The organism is Aquamicrobium sp. NLF2-7, from assembly GCF_022359935.1.
Taxonomy (GTDB): domain Bacteria; phylum Pseudomonadota; class Alphaproteobacteria; order Rhizobiales; family Rhizobiaceae; genus Mesorhizobium; species Mesorhizobium lusatiense.
In genome coordinates, this window is record NZ_JAKSED010000001.1 from 3,381,958 (window position 1) to 3,394,034 (window position 12,077).

Below are 12,077 nucleotides of genomic sequence, written 5' to 3' on the forward strand. Positions count from 1 at the left end.
CGCAGCCGGATGCGGTCAACCGCCAGGCACCAACTCCGGCTTGCCCTTCCGTTTGATCTTGTTTCCGCCGGAAACCGGGGCTCCGCTGGCCTGCACCATGCCGACGAGATCGAGAACGGGTGCCCGCGACCCTTCCGCCAGAATGCGCTGGCGCAGATCCGGCCAGGCTTCCTTGATGCCCTCGTAAGCCCAGACGTTCTTGGTGGCGAAGCCGTCGGCGAGCCGCTGCAGGAGCTCGGGCGATACGGCCTCGATCTCGCGATAGAAGCCGTCCTCCGGGATTTCGTCGCGCTGCGCCCATCCCGGAACGCCGGTTAGGCCAAGCGCGTTGCGCGCGATCGCCATGCTCAGCGTGGAAAGAATGTCATCGGCGGCGGTGCGCGCGGCCGAACCGATATCGATCAGGTTTCCGGTGCCGTCGGTAAGTCGGTTTGCGGCCATATCCCGGCGAATGGCGCCGATCGCCTCGATCGCGCCGCGGGCGCGGACCAGCGGATGCAGCCGGCGCGCCTTGGCGTCCATGGAGGACAGGCCGATATAGACCTTCGCTATGTCATCCTGCTGCGCATAGTAATCTGCGGCGCCGGCGGGGTCGCCGCTTTCCACCATCGTGCGCCAGCTGCGCGCCTTGCCCTCGAGCTCGCCCTCGCGGGCGCCGGCGGTTTTCCAGAACATGGTGACGGACTGCGCACCCTTGGCCGCATCCTTGATGAAACGGCGCGTGATGGGGGCATCGTCCCAGGCGAAGCCCGGGGCGTCGGGCTGCGCCAGATCGTAGAGAGACAGCGCCGAGCGACCCCAGGAGCCGAGGTGAGCTGTGATGAGGTGATCGGCGATCGCCGGCGACACGTTGAACATGCGGCCTAGTCCCTTCGAAATCTCGGAGGTGCGGGCGGTATATTGCAGGAAGGGCTCGAGGCCCTGCAGTTGCTCCGGCACGATGGGCGCGCCGGTGAAGAAATCGGTGTTGGTCTTGACCTCGAAATAGGACGTGATTGCCGGATTGCCTTCCAGCAGGCTGGGCGGCATGAGCGTATCGAACAGGCTGTCTCTCCAGCGGCGGCCGGCCCGAGGATCCTTTCTCGACATCGCATCATAGGCCGCCTCGGCAAGGTTGATGATGGCTCCGAATTCGAAAGGCTTGGGAACCGCCACCCACCGCCCCCCGCTCTTGATCATCCAGTGGGTGGCGCGCGTGGTTTCCGATATTTCGTCGTGGTCCTCATGCCGGCTTTGCAGGGCATATAGAGAGACCGACGCCGCGGTGAGTGCCGCCGTATAGGCCCAGCTCTTGATTGCAGTTCCGAGGCCGCGCTGCTCCTCTGGCGTGAGCGCTATGCCCAGCACTTTCTTCGCTAGGGGGGCGATCATGTGGCGGGCAGCCTTGTCGGTGCCCTGCAGGGATACGTTGAAGAAGGGGATCACCCGTGCCAGCGCCGCCATTCCGGAACCGTGCCTGTCGAAATCGATATAGTCACGGGCGCGCCAGCTAGCCTCCAGGGCGGCTTCCATGTCGTCGAGGCCTCGGGCCTTGGCCTCATCGACGAAAGTCCGGAACAGCCCCAGCCTGGTGCCGGTCTCCGAGAACTCCGCGATCTGGAATATTCCGCGCACCGATGTGAGGCGGTTGGCCACCCAGCCTTTGTGGCGCAGCGCGGAGATATCGCGTTCGGCCATGGCCTTTGACAGGGAAGCCGTTTCCTGCCCGCCGGAGAGGCCATAGACCCGCGAATAATTGCGCGCGGTTTCGGATCCCAGAAGATCGTCACCGACGCCCTGCAGGGAGCGGCCCAGGCGCTTCAGCGGGCTGCCGTAGAAGATGGCGGCCATGGCCTGGTCGCGGACGAAGTTTGCGAAGATGAACTCGAATGCGGTCGTTATGCCGGCCCGCAGCACCCGGGCGGGCACGGCCACCAGCTCCAGCCAGAAATTGCGTTCGCTCTGGTTCATCGATGTGAGAACGCCATACATGTCACGACCGAACTTTCCATCGGCCAGGCGCAGGGCCGTGAGCTGGCCGCCGTCGCGGAAGAACACGATCGGCTCTCCTTTGTCGTTGATGATGGCCGGTCGGAAGATGGCGGCTTTTTCATCACCGACCGCGCTTTCCACGGCATCGCGCAACAGGGTGATGTCTGGCTTGGCGAGCCCGGCATTGCGCGCCGCCGTCTCCACCGCCTCGAGCGGATCGACCATGGAAGCGCGCAGTTCCTTTGCCGGGATACGCTCGGCGATCGCGCCGGCACCCCGGCCGGCCGTCATGGCCAGCCGGTCCAGCGCCTTTACCACGTCGTTGCGCGCGATCGCCATCGCGGTCTCGTAGGCGTCGGCCGCCAGACTTTCGAGCGGATTGATGACGTCGCGCTTCGAGCCGCGGAAGCGCCTGGCGAAGCCGCTCTTTGCGGAACCTCCCTTGGAGCGGCCACCCGTCACCTTCTGATCGGTGTCGGAGGAAAAGTCGCGCAGGCCGGGAACGTAGTCGACGATCTTCAGGCCGTCCTCATAGGTTGTCTGGTCGATCAGGCCGGCGTCGAATTTCTTTTTCCAGAGCGCGCGGCTGAACTGGTGGACCTTGTCGGCCGCCGACACGAATTGCGGATTGGCGGCCGCGAGCTCGGCCACGTTCTGCTGATGGTCGCCGCGCGTCAGCTTGTCTGGCGGGTTGGGTATCTCGCCACGGTCGAAGCGCCCCCATTCACCCAGCGCCCGACGCGACCACAGATAGGAACCGAAGTCCCGAACCTTGTCCGCATCCCAGCCGGAAAGGGCGTTGGGCTTGCCGGTCGCCTCGACGATCGCATCTCGCAGTGACGGACTTTCCGGGTTGAGGCCGCGATAGGGCGCAACGCCATACATCACGTCCATATGGCCTGACGAATAGGCGCCGCGCGACATGCGCGCCAGCTTGTAGGCGTCCTCGCTGACCTTCAGGTCCAGCTTGCGCCCCTTGTTGGCGAGATGAACTTCCTGAAGCTCTTTCACGGCCCGTGCGATGGGATTGAGATCGTCGAACGCGAAGGTGTAGATCCGCTGCAGCACGTCATGGATGGTTCCCGCCACGCCGCTCTTGCGGAATTCCGCCCGGGTGCCCGCAATCCATCCATCCTTTTTTGCCGAAACGATGGTGGAGGCGACGGCCACGGTAGAGGGAGCGGAAAGGAAATCCGCCCATGCCTGCGCCGCGTCGTCGATCGCGGCGCGGATTTCGCCGTGCTTCATCATCTCGGCTTCGAACGCGGCCGCGAAGGCGGGCGCTTCCGCCTTGGCATAGGCCCGGTTCGTCAGCCAGAGCCGGAAGAACTCGGCGAACCCTTCCTCCGGCCGGCCGGCGACCGGATCGTAATCGAGCTTCTTCAGCTCGGCCCCGTACTTGCGCATGAGCGCTGTCAGGCCCGGAACATGCTTTTCGACATGATGTCCGTATTCATGGGTGAGCACGTCGAAATCGTCGAGGGATTTCACGCGCACCGTGCCGGAGCCGGTCTTGTAAACGCCCAGCACCTTGCCGCCCTTCGCGCGGGGCAATCTGCCCTGCCTGGTCGCGGCGACATCGAGGGCGGCGGCAAGCTTCTCTGCGGTCTCGCGTATCCGGGCGATATTGGCGGAGACTTTTTTGCCCGAGCTGCCGCCGGGCTGGCGTGCAAGCTGCCCGCGCAGCGGGCCGGCCTGGACGGGCGCCGCCATGAATTCCGCGGCGGCGGCGCGGCCGGCGGTTTCGGCCTTGGCGGCCCGGCTTTGCTTCAGGAGCAGCGGCAAGGCATCATCCTCATTGCCCATGGCGGGCTTGATGTCTATATTGTCAGCGGCCGGCGAGGAGGAGGACGTGTCCTCCTGGAGACCGTCAGGGCGCTCGGTAGTACCCTTGGCGCGCCGGCTTGCCTTCCTTTCCTCCGAGACGTTGTAGGCGGTCAAAAGCCAAGTCTTTTGCTCGCCGTCGTAGTCCAGGCGAATGGTTGCCCGATGGTCGGGCGTCGCGAGCACGATGCGATTGTCGCTGCGGCTTTCGATCGGCAGGGAGCGAACCAGGTCCGGAAGGGTATCCACCATATCCGGGTGCTTGCCGACGATTTTCGCAAGGCCTGCCCCGTTTCCGGTTTCCGGATCGTAGCTTCCCCATACCACGTCGATCGGCCCGATCTCCGGATGCGACAGCATGCCGGTGATTTCACCATCCTTCACTTCGGCGAGATGCGTGACGGCCGCCTTCCAGTCTCCGAATGCTTCGGCGGCATAGGCCGGGCCCGCCGGCCCTCTATGCGTTGGCTCGATCTGGCGGGCCTCGGCTGCCCGTGCCGAGAGCGTGTCGCCGAGCGTGGCCGGTTCCGGGCTTGCGGACGGCGGAGCAGGGGGCTTCTCCTGTATCTTTGAAGCAGGAGATGCCTCGGCATCCGGATTTTGAGAGGGTGGTGCTTGCTGCACGTCCCTTCCGGAAACAACGGTGTCAGCCGCGTCCATCGTCGTCGGCGCGTCGTCCAGCGCGTCAAACGGATTGGCGGAGGGCGCGCCGGCTTGCCGCTCCGCCCGGACTTCGAGCCCGCGCGCGATTACACCCCCGGCACCGCCGATGCCTGCGCCTAGCAGGAGGCCGGCGCCGTACTGCACCGGATCGAACCCTTCGCGATGGCCGGCCCCCATCTCCACGCCCTGGATGGCGGCATCGGCAACCGCGTTCGCGGCGGCGCCATCGACGGCGCCGGCGAACACCTTCGCCCAAAGGCCCGTGACCGCCATCTTCGAGCCGACGAGTATCTTCTCGCCCAGCCCGATCGGCAGGAAGTTTTCAGGGCTGGCGGCGGTGCCGGCAAGCTGGCCTGCCAGCGCCGTGCTGCCCTCGAGGAAACCCTGCCATTCCGGAAAAGCCTCGAATTTCGCATCGAAGCGCTGGCGGTCTTTGATCTTCCCCTCCGAGGCCGCGTCGTTCACCGCGCCCAGCACCGTGTTGTGGCGCTGGCCGGCCTCGAAATTCAGCCAGAAGCGCTCGGCAAGCCCCGGTGCCGGGGCCTCCTGCAGCATGGTGTCGGCGTCGTCGTCGAGGGCGTCGAAGGGATTTGGTTCCATGCCAGCAGGCTAAGGCCGGCACGGTGCCGTCAACTCAATCAAGTGCGTCAAATGGGTTAACTGATTTGACGGGATGAGGTGGAGGGCCAACTTGAGCGCAGTTACCCATATAGCAAAAATCCAATCGCCCGGACCAACGGTCAAGCACATATGCAGATGAAGACCCGCCCGTCACTCGAACATCATATCTCGATGTTGCGGTTGTTACGCCAGCCACACCGATAATAATACCTGCGATCATAAGCAGAACGATTTCCAAATTCCTATGGATCACGACTTCTTTCCTTGGGTAAACCGCTTCTCCAACCTAGTTGGTCCCGATTTTGGTGGATTTGCATATGCCTGTTCGATCTGTAGGATTGCCTGTTCTTCGGTGCTTCCCACTCCAGCCAAAGTGGGCTCTGCTCCGACGACTATCGCAACATAGGGCCATCCCTTTCTATAGGGTGGATACACTAGTAACGCGCCTTTTTTTGGCTGCGCCATATCAATCCCCATGACATCGTGAGTCGCAGAGGAGATTTTGGGCGCGCTATCTGAAAATGTGGAGTCCGGGAACTAAGCTAGAACTAGTCTGGCTAGACCTTTGCGCCGTTAGGCTATCGATCCGGCACCCAACTTTCTCCGGTTTCGTCAACGGTTGCGGTTCCGCCTTCGACCTTGCGGCTCGTTCCCGGCTGGCGCTGGCCGAGGATGCGCGCGGCAGCTCCTGTGCCGAACTTCTGGTCGAAGGCCGGCGCAAGGTCCGGATTGGACAGCAGCATCTGTTCCTGCCGGTAATTCGGCATCGGCGCGGCATCACTGGCTGTCGGTGTTGCTGATTGCGCGGCCGCATCGGTTTCCGACAGCACGCCGCCCTGACGGCGCTCCCCGGCCACCGGGCCGTCGCCGCGATTGAGGCGGGAGAAAAGGCCTGTGCCGAACTGCGCCATTTCCCTGTCGATCCCCTGCACCTGCAGGATCTGTGTCATGACGCCATCGGCATGAGGGCCGTAGGCGGCGTGAACCTGATCGACAAGCGACGACATCGCCTGCGCCTTCTTTGCCGGGTCGGGCTGCGCCGTGACCGCACGCGCCAGCGCACGGGCTTCCTGCTTGGTGAGCGGGGAACGTCCCAGTTCGTCGATGCCCAGTGCCGTTTGCGCCTGAAGGCGGGCGGAAACCAGCGACTGAAGGCTGTCGGGATCTTGCGGATCCGCGGTGTCCGCCAGTGCGGCCACCTCGGGGAAGCTGGCCTCGACGGCGGCGGCGGGATCATCGGCGCGCGCCTTCATCACGCCCGCCGCCTTTTTCTGCGCCGCCTCGAAAACCTTCTGGTCCTCCGCGTATCCGGCCGTTCCCGGCTTCGGCGCAAGCAGATCCAGGCGCGACGTGATTTCCCCGGCGGTTTGCGTCTCCATGCCCGTGGTCGCCTGCCACTGGCGTTCGGCGGCGGCCCGCGCAACCTGCCAGGCTTCCAGCTTCTCCGGCCCAAGCAGCGTTCCGACAGTTTCCGCCGACAGGCCGCTTTCTTTCGGATCGAGGCCTTTTCCGGAGGCGGCAACGCTCGCCAGGTCGTCTTTCACCAGATCGGCGATGCGCGCGGCTTCGATTTTCTGCTCGGCCGTTTTGCGATTGATCTGCGCCCGGGCGTCATTCCACAGCGTGGTCGAGAGGCTTTTGACGGTTTCGAAGGGCAGCTTGGCGAGTGGACCCTTGCCTTCGCTCCATTCCGTCAGCAGGCCGGTCGCGAATTCCTCCTTCTTCTCCGGCGTGTCCAGCGCCTCGTAAACGCCCTGGACGCGCCCGCGAGCGGCCGTTTCGGCAAGGTCGGCCTTTTCCTTGGCTGCCTGCGCAGGCGTCAGAGAGCCGGCCGCCACCGCGCCGTCGATCGCCGCGCCGGCCTTCGCCAGTTCACGCTGCATGATCTCGTCGCCTTGTGGATTGGCGCCGAGCGCGACAGCCTGGCGCTGGATACCGAGGCGCTGCGCCGCGATGCCCTCGAAGGTGGCAGCCGTTTCCTCCGCGCGCATTTTCGCGGCCGCCTTCGATTGCGCATCCAGCATGTAGGCCTGGCTGCGCTCGGCGAAGCGCTTCCCGAAGGCCTCCTGCAAGTGCGGATCGGCAAGGTTCTGGTCCTGCGCGAAGGCGTCATGCACCTGCGAAAGCGCGCCGGCGAGGGCCTGCGGATCGTCCTGGTTGGCCTCATATGCGGCCTGCATCTGCGTCTCGAGGCCGCTTTGCATGCGCCAGGCGTAGGCGCTGGCCGCCGCGCGGTCATAGGCCTCGCCGTAGATCGTGCCGTCGCGGCGCAGCGCCAGCGGCTGCGTCGGCAAGACATTGATGGCGGGCAGGGCGGACGGCACGGCCCCGCCTTTCCCCAGCGCGGCCACAAAGCGCTGGCCGTAGCTGCCGACATCCGTTCCCAGAACATCATTGCGGCTGGTCTTGCCGACACCGCCGGGGCCGGCGAACCAAGCCTGCGCAGCACCTTCCAGCCCGAAGCGCTGCACATAGCCGCCGAATTTGTGATCGAACACCGCATCCTGAATTTTCGGATCGGCAAGGAATTCCTGGGGAGTGACAGCCCGGCCAAGCGCTTCCTGCGACCATGGCCCGATGTTGGCCTCCATGATCTGGTAGCGGCCGAGCGCGCGGCCCATCTTCGAGTGCGTCGGGCCCACGGCCGCGTACCCGCCGCTTCCCGCGCTCTCGATCGAGGCGATCGCATCGCGCCAGCTTCCCCCGGCCTTTCCCGCCGCCTGCGCCTGGGCGGCCTGCATTTTCAGATAGGCCGCGCCCGATGAAGCGCCGACGCCGAGGCCGGCGGCTTCGCCCTCCCGGGCGGCGGCATCGTCCGCCATCTTGCCCAGCCGGCCGGAAAGACTGCCGGCGACGTCGCTCAACGCGCGCCATGCCTGCCCGGTCTCCACGGCAAACGATGGCGCATCGCCGATACGGGCGGTTTCCTCAAATCGGCGGAGCTGGCCGGGATTGCGGGATTGCCGGTTTACCATCAGGCGATCCTCATTCCTGCCCAGGGATCCACAGCCCCCGAGGAAAGGGAGGCGCCGCCGCGGCCGGCATTGTTGAGCCCGGTGCTGATCAGGCCGCCGGCGGCGCTGAGCAGCGCTCCGCCGATCTGTGAGTTTGCCTGCCGCCGATACCCCTGCGACCTCATTTTCAGCATCGCCCGGCGGAAATCGCTGTCGCGCCGGTCTATCGTCAGTTCGTCGGCGGCGCGCCTGTTCGCGGTCTGCCGGGCCTGCTGCGCGATGCCGCCGGAAATATCGATGCCGGCCGCTGCGAACGTGACGTCGTTTTCACCGAGGACCTGCAGCAGCGTGCGCTTCATCTGTGTCTGGCGCTGGGTACTCTCCACCTTTTCCTGCCCGGCCTGCAATTCCGTCTGCGCCGCCATGTCCTTCGAGGCGCCCGCGGCCGCCAGCCCGCCCGCGATGGTGCCCACGGCCTGAAGCGCCGAAAGAAGTGTGGATGCCCCGCCAAGGCCCGCCGAAGTGGCACCCGCCGCTGCGCCGCCGCCACCGATGCCGAGCAGACCTCCAACTTTCGCAATTGCACCGAGCGCGAGCTCCATGGTTTCCTCCTAAAGCGCCGCTTCAATGGTGACGGATCGGACCGTCATGCGGCCCGGCCGGATCTGGGTGATGCGGACGAAAGGATCGTCCTCGTATCCCGTCAGCCCGCGGATCTTGATTTCTCCGGTGAAAGCCGCCTGCAATTCCGGCACGTCGGCAGGCGCGCCGTAGCGCAGCAGATCCAGATCGCGAGGCGGTTTTCCGTTGACGCCCAGGGCGATCGACGTGGTGTTGATGAGCGACAGGACGACCGAATGAATGCGGGCCCGCCGGCGCAGCACCGTGTTGGGGCCAACCGTGCGCGGAAGCGGGAGGGTATCGACGACAGGCGGCGACCAGGTGCCCACGGTCACCGCCTCAACCGCTACCGGCAGATCGATCTCTCCTCCGGTGACATCGAACGGCCCGAAGACGTCGTCATGCGCGATCGCCCAGACTTCCTGGCCGTTGAAGCGCTCGAGCCCGGCGATCGTCGATGTGGCAACGCCGAATGTGAAAGAAAGCGCGCCATCCAACAGCAGGCCGTATTCGAAGCGCTCGAGGCGGCGAGCGTCGGAACGCTGCACGATCCAGCTCATCTCGTTGCGCCCGTTTACCGCAACGGCAATGGGTGTCCCGGCTGTCACCATGCGCGTGAAGGCGGTAACTTCCTGTTCGCGCAGGACCGTGATCAGCCGGGCCTGCCCATCGTCCTGGATCAGGGCATTGAGGTTTCCGGATGTCGCGCCGGCGGAGCGGCGCAGCGCCTGGTCCTTGACGTTGTTGACCAGGTGCGGCGCAAGCAGCGAAATGTCCGTCGAGACGAAATTGCCTTCAACGTCGGTATAGCGGAATTCGCCGAGCACATCGCCATTGGCGTGGATGTAGACGGCGGTGCCCTCATTCTCCACGATCGGAACCCCGCGCCGGGTGCCGTTGCGCGACGACTGCACATGGTTCGGCGCACTGGTCTTGGAAAGTGCCCGTTCGGCAAGCCAATATTCGGCCTTCGTCGTGAAGATCAGCAGGTTGCGGTTCGGCACGATCCGTTCGATGCGCTCGCCCCCCGGCACGTCCATGGGTATCAGGGCGGGCCCGTTGGCTTCCGTCAGGCGCTGGTCGAAGTTGTAGTAGTCGCCGACCTTCGACATCATCCAGGCGTTCGGCAGGCTCTTGAAGCCGCCGACAAGCAATCGCTGGCCGTAGAACGCACCGCAGTGCGGAAAGCCGCGCTCGGCAGAAATCAACGGCTCGCCCGGCGGTACCCCCGGGGTTTCCTTGAAGGCGAGCACGGCCGCATCGGCCTTGTTCACGACCCGGCTGGAGATCGCCCAACCATCTCCCTCGTTGCCGGCCCCCGTGAAGGTAATGTCGATGCGGGCGGCCGAAGGTGAGGTGACGGTGATACCCGGATTGACGTTGGGCAGATCCGAGATCGCGTCATTGATGGCGCCCGCGAGAGACGTCATGTCGCCTCTATAGGCGATCGACTGGGTGTCCTGGTTGGAGACCGTCAAGATAAACACGCTGCCGCCTGTGGTCGCTCCGCTCGCCGACAGGCCGTTGAATTCGATTTCCCATATTTCCGGCAGCGTCGCCCCATCGCCCTCGTCGACCTTGACCGGGTCGACCGTTCCCCGGTTGGTCATGCCCACCAGGTTCCAATCATGCGTGATGTTTCCCGCTCCGGAGAAAGTGACCCGCACGCGGTTTCCGCTCGGCGATCCCGAAACAGATGCCGTCACGAGCCCTGCGCTGATATAAAAATTGTTCAGCAGGGCATTCTGAATGCGCGTGGCCAGCACCGTCATATCTGCCGAAAAGTCGATCCATGAAGTCGCGAGCGGGTTTCCACCGTCTCGGGAAACATAGATCCGGAATTGGTCTGGGCCGGCGACCGCGGCGGGGCTCAAGCCGATGAACTCAACGCTCCATTTCGCCGGTACGCCGTTGGTGTAGACCGCCCCATAATCGTAATTCGGCAATCCTTCATAGGGGAGATCGTCCAGCTGCCAGTCATCCGCCGCCCGGATCCTGATACGCTGGGTTTTGAGATCGTTGTGAAAAAGCAGCATGGTGTCGAGTTGCTGCGCGGTTGTGAATTCACGCATCATCTCGGCGCTGATGCCGGTTGAGAAGGTGTCGAGCTGGCTTGCAAGTCCCCACACGGCGCAGGACAGGTGCGAGAACACGAGATCGTATGAGGATCCGTCCGATGCCTCGAAGGGGCATATGCGCTCGGCCGAGGCATCCACCTGTCCGATGTCGCGCAGGCCGTCGCGCAGCGTGAACCCTCCCTGCGGGATGATCTGCACGTTTTCGGCGCGCCGAAGGCCGGTGCTGAAATACTTCAGTTCCCACCGATCATGAAGGGAAGGGTCGATTTCGCCGGCCGTCGTGGCCGATTGCATCCGGCCTGGACGAGCTACCATGTCAGCTCCTCCACGCCCGCTCGAGCGGATTGTTGTTCCAGTCGGGCTTGCGCGGCGGCGTGGCCTGCGCATCCTCGTTGATGGCCGCGCGCATCTGGCCGCCCCGGAAATTCTCTACGGGTGAGCCGTAGGCAACCTGGGTGAGGCTTTCCATGGTGGTTCTGTCGGAGGCGAGCGAGAAGGCCAGCCTAGCCGCACAGGCGGTGATGGTAACGCTCTTGAACGTGGCGCTCCACCGATGCGGCGGCGGGACGATCTTGACCATAGCCACCAGTTCGTCAGCGTCGGAATGCACCGTGTCGCCGACCAGGCTGTAGCGCGTGAAGCGGCGGCTCGGGTCGCTCGCGTCGTCGGTGACGTAGATCGGCGGGCCGACGCGTTCCGGCGGCAGGTCGAACACCCGCGTCCAGCCGGAAAGCGGGATCGCATTCGAAACTGCGGCGAGCTGCGCCAGCGTGCGGCCGAAGGAGAACTGGTAGACCCCGAGATTGAAGCCCACGACATCCTCGTAGATCATGACGGCGCTGTTCGAGCTTTCCGGATCGGAACGGTCGATAGGATCCTCGCCGATCACGGCGCAGGCGGCGTCAATGATGTCGTCGGGTACAAGCAGGGCCATGGCGTTATCCCATCATGAAGAAAACCAGCTCCGGCGACGTGACGCGCCGGAGCTGGCGGCGGACGCGAACGTCAGGCTACGTTCTGCGCCGCGATCGTCACGACGCCGGCGACAACCGAGGCGACGACATAGTTTCGCAGCATCGCCGTGCCGTCGTTGTCCAGCGACATCATGATGATGTCGCCCTTCTTCAGCCGCGAGGCGACCTCATTGAAGTAGCCTCCGGTGGTGACACCGGCCGTGTCGTCGGTGGTGACATAGCCGTGCAGACACACATTGGTGCCCGCTGCGCCCGTGGCGTCGGGCGTGCCGATATGGGTGATGGTCTTGAAGCCCTTGGCGTTGAAAGCCATTGTTTCGGTCTCCGTTTGGGATCAGGGTGAACGGCGAGGCGGTCAACGCCGCCGCGCC

6 protein-coding genes are annotated in these 12,077 nt (G+C 64.6%); all 6 read right to left on the reverse strand.

The annotated features are described in order from the left end of the window. Positions 1-15: 15 nt before the first annotated feature. Entirely contained in the window at positions 16-5,058 is a 5,043-nt protein-coding gene (locus tag MIC97_RS16575; protein ID WP_239800931.1) for an LPD38 domain-containing protein, read from the reverse strand. Between the two features lie 599 nt (positions 5,059-5,657). Next, complete coding sequence (locus tag MIC97_RS16580) at positions 5,658-8,054, reverse strand: hypothetical protein (protein ID WP_239800932.1); 2,397 nt, start codon at positions 8,052-8,054, stop codon at positions 5,658-5,660. Beyond that, the gene (locus MIC97_RS16585; RefSeq protein ID WP_239800933.1) at positions 8,054-8,635 is read right to left on the reverse strand and encodes a hypothetical protein; all 582 of its coding nucleotides are present in this window, start codon (positions 8,633-8,635) and stop codon (positions 8,054-8,056) included. Before MIC97_RS16585 ends, MIC97_RS16580 begins: the two co-directional genes overlap by 1 nt. A gap of 9 nt (positions 8,636-8,644) precedes the next feature. Then, on the reverse strand, positions 8,645-11,047 hold the full coding sequence (locus tag MIC97_RS16590) for a hypothetical protein (protein WP_239800934.1): 2,403 nt from the start codon (positions 11,045-11,047) through the stop codon (positions 8,645-8,647). A gap of 1 nt (position 11,048) precedes the next feature. After that, positions 11,049-11,666: a hypothetical protein gene (locus MIC97_RS16595; RefSeq protein WP_239800935.1), complete on the reverse strand. Its 618-nt coding sequence runs from the start codon at positions 11,664-11,666 to the stop codon at positions 11,049-11,051. Positions 11,667-11,737: 71 nt separating this feature from the next. Continuing rightward, positions 11,738-12,019 carry a hypothetical protein gene (locus MIC97_RS16600; protein ID WP_239800936.1) on the reverse strand — a complete coding sequence of 94 codons (282 nt, stop codon included), beginning with the start codon at positions 12,017-12,019 and terminating at the stop codon, positions 11,738-11,740. Positions 12,020-12,077 lie beyond the last annotated feature (58 nt).

What these genes read in the sequence shown, in the direction of transcription:
- MIC97_RS16575 (WP_239800931.1), bottom strand. Translation starts at nt 5,058, where the DNA reads ATGGAACCAAATCCCTTCGACGCCCTCGACGACGACGCCGACACCATG.
- MIC97_RS16580 (WP_239800932.1), bottom strand. Translation starts at nt 8,054, where the DNA reads ATGGTAAACCGGCAATCCCGCAATCCCGGCCAGCTCCGCCGATTTGAG.
- MIC97_RS16585 (WP_239800933.1), bottom strand. Translation starts at nt 8,635, where the DNA reads ATGGAGCTCGCGCTCGGTGCAATTGCGAAAGTTGGAGGTCTGCTCGGC.
- MIC97_RS16590 (WP_239800934.1), bottom strand. Translation starts at nt 11,047, where the DNA reads ATGGTAGCTCGTCCAGGCCGGATGCAATCGGCCACGACGGCCGGCGAA.
- MIC97_RS16595 (WP_239800935.1), bottom strand. Translation starts at nt 11,666, where the DNA reads ATGGCCCTGCTTGTACCCGACGACATCATTGACGCCGCCTGCGCCGTG.
- MIC97_RS16600 (WP_239800936.1), bottom strand. Translation starts at nt 12,019, where the DNA reads ATGGCTTTCAACGCCAAGGGCTTCAAGACCATCACCCATATCGGCACG.